Genomic DNA, 20683 nt, shown 5'->3' on the forward strand with positions numbered 1-20683 from the left:
ACCGCACAGCGACCGGGCTCGACGTGAACGATGACGCTGGCCGTACTGCCGGATCGCCGACCTTCGTCGGAATCGACCGCGCCATGAGACAAAGGTGACCGAGTGACCCTCGCCTCGACCGCCCTGGTGGCTGCCGCTGACGGCCCGCCGCAGCCCGGCCCCGGGAGCTTCCTGCTCCCGCCGACGTTCACGATCGGCGGGTGGGAGGTCAACAAGCCCGAGCTGTTCCTCGTGCTGTCGCTGGTGATCGTCTTCGCGTTCGCCTACGCCACCAGCCGCAAGGCCCAGGTCGTGCCCGGGCGTCTGCAGTTCGCCGGCGAGCTCGTCTACGGGTTCATCCGCAACTCCATCGCGCGCGACAACATCGGCAGCGCCGACTACATGAAGTACGTGCCGTACCTCTTCACGGTGTTCCTCTTCGTGCTGGTCAACAACTTCTACGGCGTCATCCCCGTGATCCAGTTCCCGTCGATGTCGAAGTTCGGCTTCCCGGTCGCGCTGGCGCTGGTCACCTGGCTGATCTACAACGTCGCCGGCATCGGCCGCCACGGCTTCGTCGGCTACCTCAAGCACCAGACGGTCCCGGCCGGCGCCAAGGGCCCGATCCTCATCGCCCTCGTGCCGCTGGAGTTCCTCTCCAACATCATCGTGCGCCCGTTCACGCTGGCGCTGCGTCTCTTCGCGACGATGTTCGCCGGACACCTGCTGATCCTGCTGTTCTCGCTGGGTGCCGCGTACCTCGTCACGGGCTACGCCAACGCCGCCATCGGCATCCCGGCCGGCGTGCTCTCCTTCGTGCTCGGCATCGGGGTCAGCTTCCTCGACATGCTGATCATGTTCCTGCAGGCCTACGTCTTCACGCTGCTGACCGCGATGTACATCGGCAGCGCGATCGCCGACGAGCACTGAGCTCGGCCGGCTCCATCCGACCACTTCTCGACCCGCACCAGACGCGTCCGCGTCGTCACGAAAGGAAAGAACCGTCATGAATGGTTCCATCGCCACCGTCGGCCTCGGCCTCGCTGCCATCGGCCCGGCCATCGCCGTCGGTCTGATCTTCGCCGCCTACGTCACGGGCGTCGCCCGTCAGCCCGAGGCGCAGGGTCGTCTCCAGGGCATCGCGATCTTCGGCTTCGTCCTCGCGGAGCAGTTCTTCATCATCGCGCTGGCCCTCGCCTTCGTCTTCGGCTACAACTGATCCTCTGCTAAGGGAGATTCACCATGAGCGCGATCCTGGTCGCAGCAGCTGAGGGGGAGGAGCACAACCCCCTGATCCCGGAGCTGCCGGAGATCGTCCTGGGCCTGGTGGTCCTGGGGATCCTCTTCCTCCTGATCCGCAAGTTCGTCGTCCCCAACTTCGAGAAGGCCTACGCCGAGCGCACGGCCGCGATCGAGGGCGGGATCGAGGAGGCCAAGTCGGCGCAGCAGGAGGCCCAGGCCGCGCTCGAGCAGTACACCGCGCAGCTCGCCGACGCTCGTCACGAGGCCGCTCGCATCCGCGAGGAGGCCAAGGAGCAGGGCGCGCAGATCATCGCCGAGCTCCGGGCCCAGGCCCAGGAGGAGGCTGCCCGCATCACCGCGACCGCGCACGCGCAGGTCGAGGCAGAGCGGTCGCAGGCCCTCGCCCAGCTCAAGTCCGAGGTGGGCTCGCTCGCCACGGACCTCGCCGGGCGCATCGTCGGTGAGTCGCTCGAGGACGAGGCGCGTCAGCGTCGCACCGTCGAGCGCTTCATCACGGAGCTGGAGGGGTCGGCCAACTGATGCGAGGCATCTCCGCGCGGTCCCTCGAGGAGGTTCTGTCCGCCGTCGAGTCGGCCCAGGACTCGGCGGACCTCGGCACGCAGCTGTTCGGCGTCGTGTCCCTGCTGGACGCCAACCCGGCTCTGCGCCGGGTGCTCACCGACCCGTCGACCGAGTCCGACGCCAAGGCGGGTCTCGCGTCCCGTGTGCTCGGCTCGCAGGTCGGTCCGGGCACGGTCGACGTCGTGCGTGCCGCCGCCGCCGCGCGGTGGAACGCCGGTCGTGACCTCGCCGACGCCCTCGAGACCGCCGGCGTGAGCGCCCTGGTCGCACGGGCCGACGCCGCCGGCTCCCTCGAGCAGCTCGAGACCGAGCTGTTCGAGATCGGGCGCACCGTGGCGGCCGACGTCGAGCTCCGCGGTGTCGTGGCCGACCGGTCCTACCCGGCGCAGGCCAAGGCGTCGCTGCTCGCGACGCTGTTCGGCTCCCAGGTCTCGGCCGAGGCGCTCGAGCTCGCGCAGCAGGCCGTGGTGGCACGCACCGGCTCCTTCGAGAAGGTGCTCACCTTCTTCGGCGAGATCGCCGCCCAGCGTCGCGACCGCGCGGTCGCCGTCGTGCGGGTCGCCTACGACCTCTCCGAGGACGAGCGCACCCGGTTGGCATCCGCGCTGGCCGCCAAGTACGGCCGCGACGTGCACCTCAACGTCGTGGTCGACCCGAGCGTCGTTGGAGGCATCGCCGTCTCCCTCGGCGGCGAGGTCGTCGACGGCACCATGTCCAGCCGGCTCGAGGCCGCCCGGCGGCGGCTCGCGGGCTGAACCCCACCCACACTTCCGGCTCCACCCAGCCACCAGACCCACAGAAGGCAGGCAGAAACATGACGGAACTCTCCATCCGTCCCGAGGAGATCCGCGACGCGCTGCAGCAGTTCGTCACCGACTACTCCCCGAGCGCCAGCAAGACCGAAGAGGTCGGCATCGTCGCTGAGGCGGCCGACGGCATCGCGCGGGTCGAGGGTCTGCCCTCGGCCATGGCCAACGAGCTGCTCGAGTTCGAGGACGGCACGCTCGGCCTCGCACTGAACCTCGACGTCCGCGAGATCGGTGTCGTCATCCTGGGTGACTTCGCCGGCATCGAGGAGGGCCAGAAGGTCAAGCGCACGGGCGAGGTGCTCTCCGTCCCCGTGGGCGACGGCTACCTCGGCCGCGTCGTCGACCCGCTCGGCCAGCCGATCGACGGGCTGGGCGACGTCGCCACCGACGACCGCCGTGCCCTCGAGCTGCAGGCCCCGAACGTGGTCCAGCGCCAGTCGGTGCACGAGCCGCTCATGACCGGCATCAAGGCCATCGACTCCCTGACGCCCATCGGCCGCGGCCAGCGCCAGCTGATCATCGGCGACCGTCAGACCGGCAAGACCGCGATCGCGATCGACACGATCATCAACCAGAAGGAGTTCTGGGAGAGCGGCGACCCGACCAAGCAGGTCCGCTGCATCTACGTCGGCATCGGCCAGAAGGGCTCGACCATCGCCGGCGTGCGTGGCGCCCTCGAGGACGCCGGCGCGCTGGAGTACACGACCATCGTCGCCGCCCCGGCCTCCGACTCCGCAGGCTTCAAGTACCTCGCCCCGTACACCGGCTCGGCCATCGGCCAGCACTGGATGTACCAGGGCAAGCACGTCCTCATCATCTTCGACGACCTGTCGAAGCAGGCCGAGGCGTACCGCGCCGTGTCGCTGCTGCTGCGTCGCCCGCCGGGCCGCGAGGCCTACCCCGGTGACGTGTTCTACCTCCACAGCCGGCTGCTCGAGCGCTGCGCCAAGCTCAGCGACGAGCTGGGCGCCGGGTCGATGACGGGTCTGCCGGTCATCGAGACGAAGGCGAACGACGTGTCGGCCTACATCCCGACCAACGTCATCTCCATCACCGACGGCCAGATCTTCCTGCAGTCCGACCTCTTCAACGCCAACCAGCGTCCCGCGGTCGACGTCGGCATCTCGGTGTCCCGCGTCGGCGGTGCGGCGATGACGAAGGCCATGAAGGCGGTCACCGGCTCGCTCAAGGTCGACCTCGCGCAGTTCCGCGCCATGGAGGCCTTCGCGATGTTCGCCTCCGACCTCGACGCCGCGTCGAAGGCGCAGCTCGCCCGCGGCCAGCGCCTCATGGAGCTGTTCAAGCAGGGTCAGTACGCGCCGTTCCCGATGGAGCAGCAGGTCGTCTCCCTGTGGGCCGGTACCCAGGGCAAGCTCGACCCGGTGCCCGTCGAGGACATCAGCCGCTTCGAGGAGGAGTTCCTCGACTACGTCAAGCGCTCGCACGAGGGCATCTTCTCGGCGATCCGCGAGACCGGGAAGTTCGACGACGACACCGCGTCGTCGCTCGAGGCCGCGTACGAGGCGTTCGTCGAGCAGTTCGAGACGAGCGAGGGCGAGCGCATCTCGGTCGGTCGCGAGGAGTTCGAGGCTCTTGACGACGAGGACGTCGAGCAGGAGCAGATCGTCAAGCAGAAGCGGAGCTGACCCACTATGGCAGCGTCGGTACGAGAGCTACGCGCGAAGATCAGGTCGACCCAGGCGACCAAGAAGATCACGCGCGCCATGGAGCTCATCGCCGCCTCGCGCATCATCAAGGCGCAGCAGCACGCGGCGGCAGCAGCCCCGTACGCGCGTGAGCTGACGCGGGCGGTGTCCGCGGTGGCGACGTTCTCCAACGTCGACCACCCGCTCACCACCGAGAAGGAGAACCCGACGCGCGCCGCGGTGCTGGTGATCACCAGCGACCGCGGGCTCGCGGGGTCGTACTCCTCCAGCGTCCTCAAGGAGGCGGAGCGACTCACCGAGAAGCTGCGCGCCGAGGGCAAGGAGGTCGACTTCTACCTCTCCGGACGCAAGGCGGTCACGTACTTCACGTTCCGCCAGCGCGAGTTCGTCCAGTCGTGGACGGGCTACTCCGACAAGCCCGAGTTCGCCAACGCCCGCGAGATCGGCGACACCCTCACGTCGCTGTTCGCCCAGGACGAGTCCTCCGACGAGGCCATCGACCCGGCGCGTGCGGTCGACGAGCTGCACATCGTGTTCACCCGCTTCAGGTCGATGCTCACGCAGGAGCCGGACGTCATCCGTCTGCTCCCGCTGGAGGTCGTCGAGGGCACGGAGACCCCGGACGAGTCCGAGCTGCTGCCGCTCTACGAGTTCGAGCCGTCGGCCCACGAGGTGCTCGACGCGCTGCTGCCGAAGTACGTGAACAGCCGCATCTACTACTGCCAGCTGCAGGCGGCGGCCTCCGAGCTCGCCGCCCGCCAGAAGGCCATGAAGTCCGCGACCGACAACGCGCAGGACCTCATCGAGAAGTACACCCGCATCGCCAACCAGGCCCGCCAGGCCGGCATTACCCAGGAGATCAGCGAGATCGTGGGCGGCGCGAACGCGCTCGCCGACGCGACGGCTGGTCAGGAGTGAGAGAGCTATGACTGCCACTGCCGAAGAGAAGACCACCACCACCGGTCGCGTCGCGCGGGTCATCGGACCGGTGCTCGACATCGAGTTCCCCTCGGACGCGATGCCGGAGATCTACAACGCGCTCACGGTCGACACCCAGATCGAGGGTCGTGAGGAGACGCTGACCCTCGAGGTCGCGCAGCACATCGGTGACGGCCTGGTCCGCGCCATCTCGCTGCGACCCACCGACGGCGTCGTCCGCGGCTCGGTCGTCACCGACACCGGCGAGCCGATCTCGGTGCCGGTCGGCGACCAGACCCTCGGCAAGGTGTTCAACACCACCGGTGCGGTCATGAACCTCGCCGAGGGCGAGACGTTCGACGTCCAGGAGCGGTGGGGCATCCACCGCAAGGCGCCGGCGTTCGACCAGCTCGAGTCCAAGACGCAGATGTTCCAGACCGGCATCAAGGTCATCGACCTGCTGACGCCCTACGTGCTCGGCGGCAAGATCGGCCTGTTCGGGGGCGCCGGCGTCGGCAAGACGGTGCTCATCCAGGAGATGATCGCCCGTGTCGCCAAGGACCACGACGGCGTGTCCGTGTTCGCCGGTGTCGGCGAGCGCACCCGTGAGGGCAACGACCTCATCGCCGAGATGGAGGAGGCGGGCGTCCTCGACAAGGTGGCGCTGGTCTTCGGCCAGATGGACGAGCCGCCGGGAGCGCGTCTGCGCGTGGCCCTGTCCGCCCTGACGATGGCGGAGTACTTCCGCGACGTCCAGAAGCAGGACGTGCTGCTCTTCATCGACAACATCTTCCGGTTCACGCAGGCCGGCTCGGAGGTCTCCACGCTGCTCGGCCGCATGCCGTCCGCCGTGGGGTACCAGCCGACCCTCGCCGACGAGATGGGCGTGCTGCAGGAGCGGATCACGTCGACGCGCGGACACTCGATCACCTCGCTGCAGGCGATCTACGTGCCCGCCGACGACTACACCGACCCGGCGCCGGCCACCACGTTCGCGCACCTGGACGCCACGACCGAGCTCTCCCGTGAGATCGCGTCGCTCGGCATCTACCCGGCCGTGGACCCGCTGACCTCGACGTCGCGCATCCTCGACCCGCGCTACATCGCCGACGACCACTACCAGACGGCGAACCGCGTCAAGGGCATCCTGCAGCGCAATAAAGAGCTCCAGGACATCATCGCCATCCTCGGTGTCGACGAGCTCAGTGAGGAGGACAAGACGATCGTCTCGCGCGCGCGTCGCATCCAGCGCTTCCTCAGCCAGAACACCTACGTGGCCAAGCAGTTCACCGGCATCGAGGGCTCGACCGTCCCGCTCGACGAGACCATCGACGCGTTCACGAAGATCTGCGACGGCGAGTACGACCACGTGGCCGAGCAGGCCTTCTTCATGTGCGGCGGTCTGGACGACGTCGACGCGAAGTGGGCCGAGATCCAGAAGAACTCCTGATGGCGGACACGTCGCTCCAGGTCGAGCTGGTCGCAGCCGACCGCGTCGTGTGGTCGGGCCAGGCCGACGAGGTCGTCGCGCGCACCGTCGAGGGTGACCTCGGCGTCCTCGTCGGGCACGTCCCGCTGCTCTCGGTCCTCGTGCCGGGCGTGGTGAAGATCAAGGCGGGCGCGGAGACCGTGGTGGCCGTCGTCGAGGACGGGTTCCTGTCCGTCGCCGACGACCGGGTCTCGATCCTCAGCGAGGACACGTCCCTGGTGTCCGAGCTCGACCGCGACCAGGTGCAGGCCGAGCTCGAGCATGCCCGTTCGGCGGACGACACGGACGCGGTGCTGCGTGCCGAGGCCAAGCTGCGGGGCATCGAGCTCGCCTAGCACCGGACGACTGCCGGAGGAGGGAGGGGCCGGGTGCCCCTGTGGTTGTGGGCCGTGGACCTCGTCCTGGCCGCGATCGCCCTCAGCGTGCTGCTGCTCGCCGTCCTGGTGCTCCGCCGGCGGTACCTGGCGCGTCGCCTCGGTGCCTTCGACCTGAGCATCAACAAGCGGGACGCGGCGTCGGCCCAGGGCTGGACCCTGGGCCTCGCCGTGTACCGCGGCAGCACGCTGGAGTGGTACCGCACGTTCTCGCTGCGGATGCGCCCGGCGTACCGGTTCACGCGCGATGCCATGCTGGTCGACGGTCGGCGTGACCCGGTCGGGGGAGAGGTGCACGCCATCCACGACGGGCACGTGGTGGTGGCGACCGACAACGGGACCGCCGTGCGCCAGCTGGCCCTGACGCCGGCAGCGCTCACCGGTCTTCTGGCGTGGCTCGAGGCCTCGCCGCCCGGTCGCAGCGTCAACACCGTCGTCTGACGGCACACGCCCGGACGATCGTCCCGCCACGTCGCCGCGGAGGTTGACGTCGATCGTGGACTAGGCGACGATGACTCACACGAGCCATGCCCGGACGTCCCGGGTTCCCCCGATGGAACAGGTAGCCACCATGAACCGCACCTTCAAGCGCCTCGTCGTCGCGACCTTCGCCTCGGCGGTCGCCGTCCTCCCGCTCTCGATGCCGGCCCAGGCCGACACCGGCTCCAAGCCGGCCGTCACCAAGGTCGTCAAGGGCGACAGCACCGGCGGCGCCACCACCCAGCGCGCGATCGACTGGGAGTGACCGAGCACCCGTCTCGCACCACACCGTCGCCCACGTCCCTTCCCCGAGGGACGTGGGCGACGGTGCGTTCGTCCCCGTGGTGAGCGGTCGGGTCAGCGTTCCCCGCCGGGCACCCACAGCACGTCGCCGACCTCGCGGTTGGCGTAGCGGCCGAGGATGAAGAGCAGGTCGCTGAGTCGGTTGAGGTAGCGCGCGGTGAGCGGGTTCATGGTCGGTCCGTGCACCTCGATGGCGGCCCAGGCGGAGCGCTCGGCGCGCCGCGTGACGGTACGCGCCACGTGCAGCGCCGACGCCGAGCGCGTGCCGCCGGGCAGGATGAACGACCGCAGCTTCTCGAGCCGCTCGTTGTAGTCGTCGCACCACCCCTCCAGCCGGTCGACGTAGTCCGGCTCGACGCGCAGCGGGGGGTGCTCGGGGTTCTCCACGACCGGGGCACCGAGGTCGGCCCCGACGTCGAACAGGTCGTTCTGCACGTGCCGCACGATCCGCACGACGTCGTCGTCGAGCTCGTCGAACGACAGCGCGAGACCCAGCTGGCTGTTCGCCTCGTCGACGTCGGCGTAGGCGACCAGGCGCAGGTCGTTCTTCGAGGTGCGGCTGAAGTCGACGAGGTTCGTCGTGCCGTCGTCGCCGGTGCGGGTGTAGATGCGCGTCAGGTTGACCATGGACTCACCCTAGGCGGTGCCGCCGGGTGACCGGACGCGCGAGCGACAGCGCGGGACCGTGTGAGGTGGGTCGCGTGGCTCACAGAGTCTGCCACGTCACGTTACGGCGCGGTAACCTGGCGGGCATGCCTGACAAGTCTGCGCCCGACCGTCCCTGGGTGATGCGCACGTACGCCGGTCACAGCTCCGCGGCGGAGTCCAACGCGCTGTACCGCAAGAACCTCGCGAAGGGCCAGACCGGGCTCTCCGTCGCGTTCGACCTGCCGACCCAGACCGGGTACGACCCCGACCACGTGCTGTCGCGGGGCGAGGTCGGCAAGGTGGGTGTGCCGATCCCGCACCTCGGGAGCATGCGCCGGCTGTTCCAGGACATCCCGCTCGGCGAGATGAACACGTCGATGACGATCAACGCGACGGCCATGTGGCTGCTGGCCATGTACCAGGTGGCCGCCGAGGAGCAGGGTGTCGAGCCCGCGCAGCTCGCCGGCACCACGCAGAACGACATCATCAAGGAGTACCTGTCGCGCGGCACCTACGTCTTCGGACCGGCGCCGTCGCTGCGGCTCACGACGGACATGATCGCCTACACGGTGAACACCATCCCGAAGTGGAACCCGCTCAACATCTGCAGCTACCACCTGCAGGAGGCGGGGGCGACGCCGACGCAGGAGATCGCCTACGCGCTCAGCACGGCCATCGCCGTCCTCGACGCCGTCAAGGACTCCGGGCAGGTCGACGACGCCGACTTCGAGAAGACCGTCGGGCGGATCTCCTTCTTCGTCAACGCCGGCGTGCGGTTCATCGAGGAGACCTGCAAGATGCGCGCCTTCGGGCAGCTGTGGGACGAGATCACCCGTGACCGCTACGGCGTCACCGACCCGAAGATGCGGCGCTTCCGCTACGGCGTGCAGGTCAACTCGCTCGGCCTGACCGAGGCCCAGCCCGAGAACAACGTCCAGCGGATCGTGCTGGAGATGCTCGGCGTGACGCTCAGCAAGAACGCGCGTGCGCGTGCGGTGCAGCTTCCCGCGTGGAACGAGGCGCTCGGGCTGCCGCGCCCGTGGGACCAGCAGTGGTCGCTGCGGCTGCAGCAGGTGCTCGCCTACGAGTCCGACCTGCTGGAGTACGACGACATCTTCGAGGGGTCGCACGTCATCGAGGCCAAGGTCGCCGAGATCGTCGAGGGAGCGAAGGCCGAGATCGACCGTGTCCAGGCCATGGGCGGAGCGGTCGCTGCCGTCGAGTCGGGCTACATGAAGTCCGAGCTCGTCGCCTCGCACGCCGCCCGTCGTGCCCAGATCGAGGCCGGCGAGCTGAAGGTCGTCGGCGTCAACAGCTACACCGAGACCGAGCCGTCGCCGCTCACCTCCGACCTCGACGCGGCCATCATGGTGGCCGATCCCCAGGCCGAGGCCAACGCCGTCGCCGACGTCCAGGCGTGGCGTGACCAGCGCGACCAGGCCGCCGTCGACCAGGCGCTGGAGCGTCTGCAGTCCGAGGCCAAGACCGACACCAACCTGATGGAGGCGACGCTGGCGGCGGTGCGCGCCGGCGCCACCGTCGGTGAGTGGGCGGGTGCGCTGCGCGAGGTGTTCGGCGAGTACCGCGCCCCCACGGGCGTCTCCGGCGCCGTGGGAGTGGCCGAGGCGGGAGCCGAGCTCACCGCCGTGCGCGAGCGCGTCGCACGCACGGGGGAGGAGCTGGGCACCCGACTGCGCTTCCTCGTCGGCAAGCCGGGCCTGGACGGTCACTCCAACGGTGCCGAGCAGATCGCCGTCCGTGCCCGCGACGTCGGCTTCGAGGTCGTCTACCAGGGCATCCGCCTCACGCCCGAGCAGATCGTGTCGGCCGCGGTCGCCGAGGACGTGCACGTGGTCGGTCTGTCGATCCTCTCGGGCTCCCACATGGAGCTCGTCCCGGACGTCCAGCGTCGTCTGCTCGACGCCGGCATGGACGACGTGCCCCTCATCGTCGGCGGGATCATCCCCGACTCCGACGGTCGCCGCCTGGAGGCCGACGGCATCGCCGCGGTGTTCACGCCGAAGGACTTCGGGATGACCGACATCATGGCCCGGATCGTCGACGAGATCCGCAAGGCCCACGGCCTGGAGGTCTGAGCTCTCGACGTGACGAGGCCCCGCACCGTGCCCGGTGCGGGGCCTCGTGTCGTCGTCAGTTGAGGACGCGGAAGTCCTCGGGCAGCCCGCCGCCGGCCTCGACGTCGCGGGCGAGGTCCTGCAGCGCCATGAGGGCGACCGACTGGGTGAACGGCCCGTACGAGACCCGCGCGACGCCGAGCTCCTGCTGACGTGCGAGCGGGACCGAGCCGGGGTAGCCGATGGTGGTGAGACGCTGCGGTCCCCACGCGTCGGCGAGGACGCTGATGTCGTCCTCCGACAGCGGGCCGGGCACGAAGACGACGGGCGCACCGGCCTCGAGGAAGGCCTTCCCGCGCTCGACGGCGTCGGCGATGACCTCGTCGTGCGGGCGGTCGCCGGCCTGTGCGACGACGTCGGTGCGGGCGTTGAGCACGAACGGGACGCCCTCGGCCTCGCCGGCCTTGACGACGGCCTCGACCGCGGCCACGGCCTCGGCGAGCGGCTTCTGCTGGTCCTCGAGGTTGGCGCCGACCGCGCCGACCCCGATGGCCTTGCGGGCGGTCTCGCCCGGGTCGCCGTAGCCCGCCTCGAGGTCGGCGCTGACCGGGAGGTGGGTGTTCGCGACGATGAGCCCGATCGCGGCGATCATCTCGTCGACGGGGATGTTCTCCCCGTCCTCGTAGCCGTGCGAGGCCGCGATGGAGTGGCTCGCGGTGGCGAGGGCTCGGGTGCCCTCCACCTCGGTCACGATGCGGGCGGTGATGGCGTCCCACACGTTGACGACGGTGAGCAGCTCCGGCGCGGTGTGCAGGTCGAGCAGGGTCTGGGCGCGGGTCGAGAGGTCCATGGACCTGACGCTAGGACAGCGGACCAGGGCCCACCAGCCGAGTCCCGCGGGGTGGACGTCAGGCGGCGCGCAGGCCGGAGGTCGAGGACTTCTTCCCCTTCGTCTGGCCCTTGGCGCGGGCCTTCTTCTCTGCCTTCTTGCGAGCCTTCTTCTTGGCCTTCTTCTTCGCGGCCTTCTTGGAGGACTTCTTGTCCTTCTTCTCCAGCGGCAGGACCGTGCCGTCGGCGTCGATGCGGACGAGCCGCCGACGCTTGACGCCGTACCCGTCAGGCAGGGTGCCTTCCTTCAGCATGCGCAACGGGCAGCGCTTGCACCGCGTCTTGCTGACGCAGCACTTCTTCTTCGGGAGCTTCGACACGAGCAGAACCTAGCACCGCCGCCCCCACCACGCCCGGGTCCGGACCCTCCCGACCCGGTGGCCGGATCAGCGCTGGAAGTGGTGCAGGTCGGCGAACCCGAGCCAGCGGAAGCCGTGGCGCCGCAGGACGGCGACGACGGGGTCGTTCGCACCGCGGTAGGTGATCGCGGCGGGCGTGGTGCGTCGCTGCCAGGTGCTGTTGGGCGTCCACCCGTAGCCCGACGCGAACGGGTTCTCCCACGGGTTGATGTCGATCGAGCTCCCGTAGGCGTGGGGACTCCGGGTGCCGGGTCGGCCCACCACCTGGCGGCAGTTGAAGCCGGAGGTGTTGTCGGCGCGCATGGAGGCGTAGTCGTCGGCGCCACGCAGGGCGCTGTTCCAGCCGAAGCGGTCGACGCGGTACATCGACCGGATCGGGGCCCGCATGCGGAACAGGTCGGTGAAGACGGCAGCGGTGGCGCGGGCGTGCTGGGCGTGTACGACGATCTCGCCGCGCCGGACGTAGCCGTCGAACGCCCAGTAGCTGACCCGGACGACGCGCAGCTGGTCGCGGCCGACGGGGCAGCCGGCGTGCCAGCTGCGCCCGCGCATCGACCGCCACATCGCGGTCGGGATGCGCGAGACCGTGGCGTCGGCGCTGACCCGCGGTGCACGCGGCTGGGCGGCCAGGCGGATGCCAGGTCCGGGCGTGCCCTTCGGCAGGCGGACGACCGATCCCGGTGGACGGTTGTCGACGTAGACCGAGCTGGAGCGGGTGGGCAGGACGGTGCTGGTGCCGAAGGACCGCACCCGCCACCGACCGTCGTGGCGCGGCTTGACGTCCGTGGCCCCCTTGCCGCCGCGCAGGGTCACGGTGCCGGACCGGACCCACGTGCGGGTGCCGGAGCGGCGGAACTCGACGGCGAGGCGTGCGCTGACGGCACGCCCGTCGACGGTGCGCCATGACGCGGCCACCTTCGCCTTCCTGTAGTCGGTCACCGCCTTCGGCATCGCGATCCGCGCGGTACTGGGTGCGGCAGCCCCGACGACGTCGGCGGACGAGGAGGCGGCCACGACCACACCGGCGTCGACGAGCTCCACGCGCACCGTGGTGCGCCCGGCCGCCGCCGGCACCTTCGCGGTGAACGTGCCGTCGCTGCCGACGACCACGCTGCTTCCCGCGAGCACGGCCCACTGGTCCCCTGAGCGCCGGGCGACCCGCAGCGCGCCGGTAGGAGTCGCGCCGTCGACCCGGCCGCCCAGCGTCGCCGTGGTGCTGGCCCAGACCCGCACCGCGGTCACGTCGAGCGCGACGGTGGGGCTCGGCGTCGTCGGTGGTGGATCGGTCGGCTCCGGCTCGTCGGGGTCGGGCTCGGTGGTCGGCTCCGTCGTCGCGTCGGGGGACGGCTCGCTGGTCGTCGTGACGGTCGGGTCGGGGGACGGCTCGGCCGCCGTGCTGGCCCGGGCCGCCGCGGTGGGCGTGACGAGGACGGTCGTGAGGAGGATCACCAGGAGCCGGCGCATGCCTCACCGTAGGACCGCCGACGCCAGAACGCGCGTCGAGGAGCGGGGCGGCCGTTGTTGATCGGTGCTATCGGCCTCGTCAAGCTCTCTTAGGTGGTGCTCGAGACGCGAGCGGTGGACGCTGCGACGCGTGGCGGTGACCGGACCACGGGCGTCGTGCGACCACCTTGTGTGTGGTGAGAGATCCGGGATCGCTTTCGGTATGGCGGGCCGAGCGGCAGATCGATTGCCGCGTGGTGGAATCTGCGACAAAGGACGATGCTCCTGCATCACGACCGGTCGCGGAAGTGCAACTTGTGTGAGAGTGCGGGGCCCGCCTCGGCGGCAACGGCATCGTGACGGTCCACAACCTTGTGCGTGCGGGGCTGGGTGTACCGTTTGAAGACGAAGAGTTGTACTACGGAAACAACCATCAGAGGATGGTGGCGACCGCGTCGCGTCGGTTGGATTCACCAGGTCCGCTGCGAATGAATCCATCGGGTCGGGCCCTCCCACAGCGCCCGTAATGACTGTAAGCCCTCCTCGTTGTACTTGAAGTTCGGCACATTACCTCTGATGTACCTCGTTCTCTCGAGCAGCACTGGAACAAGACCCGGCCTCGACCCTCCCGGCCGGGTCTTATTGCGTCCTTGAGGTCTTAGTAGGTCTGAGTGTTTTCGATCTGCCCGCCGCCGTAGCCGCGGTGGACCTTGCCGCGCACCTCCTCGACTTCGGACTCATTGCCCCACACGTGCCAGTCAGGACGCTGGTGACGGGCGAAGAGCTCCAGGAACGGTCCGGGGGAACAGCTTTCAATCAGGTCATACTGCTCATCAGGCTTACGCGAGTGCTCGCGCTTCCTGGTCTCGATCATGTTCACCTGGGAGCGGCCAGGCGGCAGAGTGCGCAGCGAGCCACGCACGCCGAAGAGGATCAACTCTGAGACGTTGCGGAAGTAGAAGCCAACGCCTCTACCGTCCGGCCCGCCATCCTTGCGACGCTTCGCCCATACGATATTGCTGACGTACCGGAAGCCCCACGACTGCAGGACCTGGATTCCTTCTGGGAGAAGAGCATTGGGCACCCAGAGATACAGGTGCGCATTGGGAGCGAGTCGATCTTCTACCGGCAAGCCTTTGATTTCATCGAGCGTCATAGTGTCGTAGCGGTCAAGACGTCGATGCTCCGGTGCGACCTTCCCCGTTCGGTTCGCGAATCTCCATGGCGGATCAGCGAGAACTGTCTGGAACCCGCCCTCGACTTTGGGTAGCGGGGTGAATGGTGTCGGCTCTATGTCGGCCCGCAACTTGGCGGGCCGCTTTGGTGTCGTCACCGGCTCAAGTGTGGATGTCACCGACCGCTCCAAGTCTCGCGGGAGATGGCGACAGCTAGCACGGGGCAGCCGCCAGCATCGCCACGTGTCAGGCGGGGCGTCAGCTTCTGAATCGTCGTGGTCGTCGTGCTCTTCATCCGACGCATCGCGTCCTCGTTCTGCAGATCGATCCAAGCCAAGTTCATGATCCCTTCGAAGTCGCGGCAGATGATTACAGCGACGTCGATGAGACCGACTTCGTAGAGAGCACGGTAGGCACTCAGGTCTCGGTCGAGGTTGCCGTCTTTGGCGTTCCACTCAACGTCGAGAGCAACGCGAGCCTTCATGTTGTCGACCTCGAAGCCCTCGTTGGCTACTTCCGAGTTGAACACGCCGCGACCACGCGCTCCCTTGACCTTGCCGATCAGTTTTGTCTGCGTGTTGATTCTGACAGCCTCCCAACCAAGTCGACCAAACGCACCGTCCAGACGTTTCGGGATGTTGCTGCGATTTCCGCCGGGCGTCGTGATGTCGATGGCGTCCACAGCGAAGTGATCAAGAACGTAAGCAATTTCGGCGTGGCACTCCGGGTTGCTTGCAGCGAGAACAGCCGCGGCGTTGCGAACTTCTGCGAAGGTGTATCGACTGACCACCTCGGCCGGCAGGTGCTGTTGATACGAGTGAGTCAAGTCCACGGGCCGGGGCTCCATCGTTCGTAGGCCTTCAAGTGCAACCAGTGTACGGCCTAGATTGAGTCAAACCTGGTAGGCGCGCTGGAGGGGTCGAACATACGTTCTATGTCTCTGAATGATCGATTGATCGAGGGCGCAGACGCCCACCTCGAGGCTGGAACGCGACGCCGATGCTGCTTCGCGGGTCTCGAGGTATCAAGCTGCTGCCTAGTCCATCGACCTCCATAAGCAGAACAGGTTTCGTCAGGATGCACGTTGATGTTCATCTGCAGCGCATGAGTTTACCGGCTCGTGCGCCGGTTCTGGATGCCTACTCTGGCCTCGGGCGCATCCGATGGGCGGGTCCTCACCGTGCGGCCAGCTACCTGCTCGCGTCCGCTTCGATCGTTGCTTCCCGAGTGGATGCTTGCTCCACCTCAATCCCGGTCAAGCAAGAGCTGGGTGTGAAGCCGGCATCTGTTGAGCAAGTCATCTTCGACTAACTGCGACGTGTCTATCGGTCTGCGCCGTTGGCCAACGCGGCGTTTCGTGACTCTATGCCAAATTTTCCGTGAACGACCAGCGCCATTCATTCGGTCCGCATGCGAGAGAAATTGTGTGGATCTGTCACCGGCGGGCTACGCGCCTCGTGTGTGAACTGGCGCCTCCAAGGAATCAACGCCTAAAGAGTCAAGCAATTTCAGAAAACGCGCTGAAGAATCCAAGCTGGGCCCTCAGGTGCCCTCGCGCTGGAAGTCGGCGGATAATCCGCCAGACTGAGCGAGGACCGGCTTCTGTTTCAATTTAGGGGCGCGGTGCCGAGTTGAGATGGCGCGGCCGTGCGCCTGACAGCATGACAGCATGTATGACGATCGTGTAGCGAATTTTCACAGTCGCGCTTCAAAACAATCGCAGCGAGGGGTCGTCGATGCCACGCAGTGCGTCGTAGTCGACCACGACGCACTGGATACCGCGGTCCTCGGCGAGGGTGCGGGCCTGCGGCTTGATCTCCTGGGCGGCGAAGATGCCCCTCACGGGCCGCAGCTGCGGGTCGCGGTTCATGAGCTCCAGGTACCGCGTCAGCTGCTCGACGCCGTCGATCTCGCCGCGCCGCTTGATCTCGACGGCGACCGAGGCGCCGGCGTCGTCGCGGCACAGGAGGTCGACCGGCCCGATGGCCGTCATGTACTCACGTCGCACGAGCGTCATGCCGACACCGAGCGTGGTCGTGTGCTCGGCCAGCAGCTCCTGCAGGTGCTTCTCGACACCGTCCTTGCGCAGCCCCGGGTCGACGCCGAGGTCGTGCTGGGAGTCGTGCAGCACCTCGTCGACGAGGATGCGCAGCGTGTCGTCGGTCTTGCCCGCCTGCACCGTCCACTCGACCCGGCCGTCCTCGGCCGTGCCCTCCTTGAGGGTGCACGGCGGGCTCATCCAGTTGAGCGGCTTGTACGACCCGCCGTCGGAGTGCACGAGCACCGAGCCGTCCGCCTTGACCATGATCACCCGGGTCGCCATGGGCAGGTGGGCCGTGAGCCGCCCGGCGTAGTCGACCTGGCAGCGCGCGACGAGGAGACGCACTACTGCTGCCGGACCAGCGTGCCGAGACGGAACACGAGCGTCCCGTCCTTGACGGTGCCACGGTCGGTGTTCCCGTCCGCGCCCATCAGCTGCACGATGCCGTCGGAGACCTCGTAGTCGCCCGAGCGGAACTTCGGCACGCCCTGGAAGTCCTCGGTGAAGGTGCCGTCCGCCCTGAAGGTGACGGTCCAGTCCTTCGCGTCGTCGCGCCACGTGCCAGCGAGGTCGGCCGCGGTGGCCGGGTTCTCGGTCGGCGCGGCCGACGAGGGCGAGGCCGACGGCGATGACGAGGACGCGCTCGGGGAGGGCGAGGAGCCCTCCGGCGTGCCGGGACCGTCGTCGGTCCCGCAGGCGGCGACGGTCACGAGGACGAGGGCGGCGACCCCCGTGGCGCGGCTCATACGTCGATTCATAGGACAGTCCTCCCGTAGATCCTGATCGGACGCTAGTGTGTCACGACCCCGTAGTTACCTAGGAGTAGGCATGCAGGAGATCGTGGACCGTCTGACGGCCGACGACCGTGGCGCGCAGATCGCCCGGACACTGGTGTACCCGTACCTCAACCACGCCGCCTCGATGTACGAGAGCGGCTACGCGACGAAGGACGACATCGACGCCTCGATGCGGTTCGGGTGCGGCTACCCGGTCGGGCCGCTGGCGCTCGTCGACGCGCTCGGTGCGGCCACGGTCGTGGAGGGCCTGCGCGAGCAGCACGCCACCACCGGCGACCCGCTGCACGAGCCCGCGCCGGTCCTCGTGAAGCTCGCCGAGGCCGGCTCGACCTTCGAGGCCGCTGCCGCCGACGCTGGAGCCGCCCCGGCGCCGCAGAAGCACCACCCGGTCGGCAAGGTCGGCGTCGTCGGCACCGGCACCATGGCCTCCGGCATCGTCGAGGTCTTCGCCAAGGCCGGGCACGAGGTCGTGTTCGTCGGCCGCACCGACGACAAGGTCGCCGCGGTCCAGGCGCGGATCGAGAAGAACCTCGACCGCGCGATCGCCAAGGGCCGGCTCACCGAGGACGAGAAGTCCGACGTCATCGGTCGCCTCACCGCCGCGACCGACCGGCACGCGCTCGACGACGTCGACATCGTCGTCGAGGCGATCGCCGAGGACATCGACGTGAAGCTCGAGCTCTTCCGCGACCTCGACCGGATCACCAAGCCGGGTGCCATCCTCGCCACGACGACGTCGTCGCTGTCGATCGGGACGTGCGCGGAGGCCACGTCGCGGCCGCAGGACGTCGTCGGCATGCACTTCTTCAACCCGGCACCCGTCATGAAGCTGGTCGAGGTCGTGTCGGCCGACAGCACGTCGCCCGAGGTCGCGGAGACGGTCAAGGCGCTGTGCCTCGACGTCGCCAAGCACCCGGTCTCGTGCGGCGACCGGGCGGGCTTCATCGTGAACGCGCTGCTGTTCCCGTACCTGAACGACGCCGTCAAGCTGCACGAGGCCGGCGGCGGCAGCCTCGAGGAGATCGACACGGCCCTCAAGGAGACCAAGCTGCCCATGGGTCCGTTCGAGCTGCTCGACGTCGTCGGCAACGACGTGTCGCTGGCCATCGAGCAGACGCTCGTGAGCACGTTCGGGCACGACGGCTGGGCGCCCGCTCCCACCCTCGAGCGCCTCGTCGCCGAGGGCAAGCTCGGCCGCAAGACCGGCGAGGGCTTCCACACCTACTGAGCCGCCACGTCACGACAGGGGCGTCCGGGATCTCCCGGGCGCCCCTGTGCGTGTCACGGGAGGTCCAGCGCGCGGACCGTCGGGTAACTCCGCGTGACGCCGGTCGTTGATGCTCCCGCGACGGTCATCGGGCCGGAGCGGACGAACGACGGGAGTACCCGTGACGACGATCGACCTGGCGAGGCGCGGCAGCGACCTGGTGCGCAGCTCGGTGCTGTCGTTCGTCATCTCCTTCGTCCCCGCGGTGCTCGTCGCCCACGAGCTCGTCGGCCCTCCCTCCGAACCCGGTACCCAGCAGGTCGTGCTCTGCGAGCACGGCCCCTGCGCCGCCGACCTGTCCGCGGCTGCTGAGGCCCTGCTCGACGACCTCGTGCGGCAGGGCATGCGGTGCACCGTGCGTCCGCTGCTCACGGACACCGTCGTCGTGGAGTGGCTGGGAGGCGAGGCGGCCGTGCTGCCCTTCGACCAGGCGCTCGACGTCGCGGCGCACCGGCAGGGCTGGCTGCGCTCCTACTGCGTGCCTGGGATCGGCGGGTAGTCTCGCGCGGGTGTCCCGTCGACGACCACCCCGCCGGCCACGCGGGCCCGCGCCGGCCTCTGCGCCGCCCCCGGTGGAGACCAAGCGCGACGGCGAGTGGCACGTCCGCCGACTGGCCGGTTCGAGCGCGCGCAGCACGTACACCTGCCCCGCCTGCCACCGACCCATCCCGCCGGCGACGCCGCACGTGGTGGTGTGGCCGGTGCAGAAGGCGCTGCTCAGCGCGGACGCGGTCGACGAGCGTCGGCACTGGCACACCGCGTGCTGGACCCGCCGACCCTAGGGCGGTGGGGACGGGGCTGGGGAGACGGGGCGGGGGAGCCAACCGGCGACCCCGCCGACGGCTCAGCCGGCCGCCGGCCTGCTGGGCTCGCCCTCGGTGTCGTCGTCCGCGTCGGCGTCGGACGCCGCGGCAGGTGAAGGCGCGGCGACGGCGTCGCCGGCGAAGGAGGCGACGATGTCGCGCAGCTGACCCATCTGGGCCAGGATGCCCTCGCGGCGACGCTGGAGCTCGTCCACCTCGGCACGCAGGGCACGCGTCTCGCGCTCGACGTCGGTCGTGGCGGCCGCGCGCTGGTGCTCGGCGTCCGCCCTCGCGTTGGCGACGAGGGAGGCAGCCTCCTTGCGGGCGTTCTCGATGATGCCCGCCGCCTCGGCGGCAGCCGACTCCTTCGCCGCGTTCGCCTTGGCCATGAGGCCACGAGCGCGCTCGTCGGCAGCAGCGGCGCGGGTCTCGGCGTCGGTGACCAGCTTAGCGGTCTGCTCGGTGGCGGCGGCATGGTTCTCGGCTGCCTCGCGGGCGAGCCGCTCCTTCTCCACGGCCAGGACGCGACGAGCCTCCGTGACCTCGCGGTCGGCGGCGGCGCGGGCCTGCTCGACCTCGCGCGTCGCGCCGAGACGCATGTTCTGGGCGTCCTGCTCGGCGGCGAGCCGGATCTGTGCGGCCTCGCGGTCGGCCTGGGCACGCACGTCGTCCGCGTGGGCCGCGGCCTCGGCCCGACCGGCCTCCGCCTCGGTGAGGACCTCGCGACGCTTCTCCTCGATCTCGACGACCGCCCGGCCGCGGGTCTCCTCGGCCTCCTTCGCGGCGACCGTCCGGACGAGGGTCGCCTCCTCCTCGGCGATCTTCAGTGTCTCCTCGGCCTCGCGGCGGGCGCGGCTGCGGATCTCCTCGGCCTCCTGCTCGGCCAGCTGCAGCAGCTGGGCCGCGTGACCGCCGAGGCCGGCGTAGGAGGGCCGCTCGATGGACTCGACCCGCTCGCGCAGCTGCTCGACGATGTCGTGGAGCTCGTCGTTCTCCTCCTGCAGCGCCTGCACGGCGGCGGCCGCCTTCTGGAGCTCCGCGGTCTGCGTGCGGGCCCAGGCGTCGACGGCGTCGCTGTCGTAGCCGCCGCGCCGGGCGAGGGGGAACGCGGCCTCCGCGGACTTGCGGGCCGCGTCGAAGATGGACAACCCGGACTGCTCTTCGGCCATGCCGCTGTGCTCCCTGTCGGTTCGGGGGGTGTGCTGGAGGTCGTGCTGGGACGGCGGTGTCGTGGGCGCCGCGGGCGCCGCTGCGCCGGCTGCGGTGCGCGACGTCGTCCACCATACCCAGGCGGACCGACGACGTAGCGGCGACGCGGGCGCGGGCCGGACGTCCGTGCGGGGG

At 69.2% G+C, this 20683-nt stretch carries 23 protein-coding genes; 14 read left to right on the forward strand and 9 right to left on the reverse strand.

All coding sequences use genetic code 11. The annotated features are described in order from the left end of the window. Window positions 1–102 precede the first annotated feature (102 nt). The 10 genes from atpB to AC3WRM_RS01500 all read left to right on the forward strand — a co-directional run bounded on the left by atpB (window position 103) and on the right by AC3WRM_RS01500 (window position 7805). On the forward strand, window positions 103–909 hold the full coding sequence (gene atpB / locus AC3WRM_RS01455) for a F0F1 ATP synthase subunit A (RefSeq protein ID WP_492246712.1): 807 nt from the start codon (window positions 103–105) through the stop codon (window positions 907–909). A gap of 76 nt (window positions 910–985) precedes the next feature. Then, window positions 986–1198 carry an ATP synthase F0 subunit C gene (locus AC3WRM_RS01460; protein ID WP_067856280.1) on the forward strand — a complete coding sequence of 71 codons (213 nt, stop codon included), beginning with the start codon at window positions 986–988 and terminating at the stop codon, window positions 1196–1198. 23 nt (window positions 1199–1221) lie between these two features. Next, on the forward strand, window positions 1222–1761 hold the full coding sequence (locus tag AC3WRM_RS01465) for a F0F1 ATP synthase subunit B (protein WP_492246711.1): 540 nt from the start codon (window positions 1222–1224) through the stop codon (window positions 1759–1761). Then, a complete protein-coding gene (locus tag AC3WRM_RS01470) occupies window positions 1761–2558 on the forward strand; it encodes a F0F1 ATP synthase subunit delta (RefSeq protein WP_492246710.1) in 798 nt (265 codons plus the stop codon). Before AC3WRM_RS01465 ends, AC3WRM_RS01470 begins: the two co-directional genes overlap by 1 nt. A gap of 59 nt (window positions 2559–2617) precedes the next feature. Further along, complete coding sequence (gene atpA / locus AC3WRM_RS01475) at window positions 2618–4258, forward strand: F0F1 ATP synthase subunit alpha (protein WP_492246709.1); 1641 nt, start codon at window positions 2618–2620, stop codon at window positions 4256–4258. Between the two features lie 6 nt (window positions 4259–4264). Continuing rightward, on the forward strand, window positions 4265–5197 hold the full coding sequence (locus AC3WRM_RS01480) for a F0F1 ATP synthase subunit gamma (protein ID WP_492246708.1): 933 nt from the start codon (window positions 4265–4267) through the stop codon (window positions 5195–5197). Window positions 5198–5204: 7 nt separating this feature from the next. Then, window positions 5205–6647, forward strand: a complete 1443-nt coding sequence (atpD, locus tag AC3WRM_RS01485) for a F0F1 ATP synthase subunit beta (protein WP_492246707.1) — start codon at window positions 5205–5207, stop codon at window positions 6645–6647. Continuing rightward, a complete protein-coding gene (locus AC3WRM_RS01490) occupies window positions 6647–7021 on the forward strand; it encodes a F0F1 ATP synthase subunit epsilon (protein ID WP_492246706.1) in 375 nt (124 codons plus the stop codon). The genes atpD and AC3WRM_RS01490 overlap by 1 nt, the downstream gene beginning before the upstream one ends. A gap of 33 nt (window positions 7022–7054) precedes the next feature. Continuing rightward, on the forward strand, window positions 7055–7501 hold the full coding sequence (locus AC3WRM_RS01495) for a DUF2550 domain-containing protein (protein ID WP_492246705.1): 447 nt from the start codon (window positions 7055–7057) through the stop codon (window positions 7499–7501). A 130-nt stretch (window positions 7502–7631) separates the two neighbouring features. After that, window positions 7632–7805: a hypothetical protein gene (locus AC3WRM_RS01500; protein ID WP_492246704.1), complete on the forward strand. Its 174-nt coding sequence runs from the start codon at window positions 7632–7634 to the stop codon at window positions 7803–7805. A gap of 92 nt (window positions 7806–7897) precedes the next feature. Here the strand turns inward: AC3WRM_RS01500 and AC3WRM_RS01505 are convergent, their stop codons facing one another. Next, window positions 7898–8470 (reverse strand): cob(I)yrinic acid a,c-diamide adenosyltransferase, encoded by a 573-nt coding sequence (locus AC3WRM_RS01505; RefSeq protein ID WP_492246703.1) that lies wholly within the window; start codon window positions 8468–8470, stop codon window positions 7898–7900. A gap of 125 nt (window positions 8471–8595) precedes the next feature. Here AC3WRM_RS01505 and AC3WRM_RS01510 point away from each other — a divergent pair, with 125 nt between their 5' ends. Further along, entirely contained in the window at window positions 8596–10587 is a 1992-nt protein-coding gene (locus AC3WRM_RS01510; RefSeq protein WP_492246702.1) for a protein meaA, read from the forward strand. A 55-nt stretch (window positions 10588–10642) separates the two neighbouring features. Here the strand turns inward: AC3WRM_RS01510 and AC3WRM_RS01515 are convergent, their stop codons facing one another. The 7 genes from AC3WRM_RS01515 to AC3WRM_RS01545 form a co-directional block, all read right to left on the reverse strand. Further along, window positions 10643–11416: an isocitrate lyase/PEP mutase family protein gene (locus AC3WRM_RS01515; RefSeq protein ID WP_492246701.1), complete on the reverse strand. Its 774-nt coding sequence runs from the start codon at window positions 11414–11416 to the stop codon at window positions 10643–10645. A gap of 58 nt (window positions 11417–11474) precedes the next feature. Continuing rightward, window positions 11475–11774: a hypothetical protein gene (locus AC3WRM_RS01520; protein ID WP_492246700.1), complete on the reverse strand. Its 300-nt coding sequence runs from the start codon at window positions 11772–11774 to the stop codon at window positions 11475–11477. A 66-nt stretch (window positions 11775–11840) separates the two neighbouring features. After that, complete coding sequence (locus AC3WRM_RS01525) at window positions 11841–13277, reverse strand: M15 family metallopeptidase (RefSeq protein ID WP_492246699.1); 1437 nt, start codon at window positions 13275–13277, stop codon at window positions 11841–11843. Between the two features lie 637 nt (window positions 13278–13914). Further along, window positions 13915–14589 carry an MT-A70 family methyltransferase gene (locus AC3WRM_RS01530; protein WP_492246698.1) on the reverse strand — a complete coding sequence of 225 codons (675 nt, stop codon included), beginning with the start codon at window positions 14587–14589 and terminating at the stop codon, window positions 13915–13917. Window positions 14590–14606: 17 nt separating this feature from the next. Beyond that, the gene (locus tag AC3WRM_RS01535) at window positions 14607–15263 is read right to left on the reverse strand and encodes a BglII/BstYI family type II restriction endonuclease (RefSeq protein ID WP_492246697.1); all 657 of its coding nucleotides are present in this window, start codon (window positions 15261–15263) and stop codon (window positions 14607–14609) included. Between the two features lie 876 nt (window positions 15264–16139). Beyond that, entirely contained in the window at window positions 16140–16817 is a 678-nt protein-coding gene (gene nucS, locus AC3WRM_RS01540) for an endonuclease NucS (protein ID WP_067856320.1), read from the reverse strand. Continuing rightward, window positions 16817–17218 (reverse strand): lipocalin-like domain-containing protein, encoded by a 402-nt coding sequence (locus AC3WRM_RS01545; RefSeq protein WP_492246696.1) that lies wholly within the window; start codon window positions 17216–17218, stop codon window positions 16817–16819. Before AC3WRM_RS01545 ends, nucS begins: the two co-directional genes overlap by 1 nt. A gap of 82 nt (window positions 17219–17300) precedes the next feature. Here AC3WRM_RS01545 and AC3WRM_RS01550 point away from each other — a divergent pair, with 82 nt between their 5' ends. The 3 genes from AC3WRM_RS01550 (at window position 17301) to AC3WRM_RS01560 (ending at window position 19318) form a co-directional block, all read left to right on the forward strand. Further along, window positions 17301–18497, forward strand: a complete 1197-nt coding sequence (locus AC3WRM_RS01550; protein ID WP_492246695.1) for a 3-hydroxyacyl-CoA dehydrogenase NAD-binding domain-containing protein — start codon at window positions 17301–17303, stop codon at window positions 18495–18497. A gap of 160 nt (window positions 18498–18657) precedes the next feature. After that, window positions 18658–19035: a hypothetical protein gene (locus AC3WRM_RS01555; protein WP_492246694.1), complete on the forward strand. Its 378-nt coding sequence runs from the start codon at window positions 18658–18660 to the stop codon at window positions 19033–19035. 73 nt (window positions 19036–19108) lie between these two features. After that, a complete protein-coding gene (locus AC3WRM_RS01560) occupies window positions 19109–19318 on the forward strand; it encodes an Rv1322 family protein (protein ID WP_492246693.1) in 210 nt (69 codons plus the stop codon). Window positions 19319–19380: 62 nt separating this feature from the next. On the opposite strand, the gene AC3WRM_RS01565 is transcribed toward AC3WRM_RS01560, so the two are convergent. Next, the gene (locus tag AC3WRM_RS01565) at window positions 19381–20508 is read right to left on the reverse strand and encodes a hypothetical protein (protein WP_492246692.1); all 1128 of its coding nucleotides are present in this window, start codon (window positions 20506–20508) and stop codon (window positions 19381–19383) included. Window positions 20509–20683: the final 175 nt, after the last annotated feature.

This window comes from Aeromicrobium sp. EU05-FHT14F07 (genome assembly GCF_058790455.1).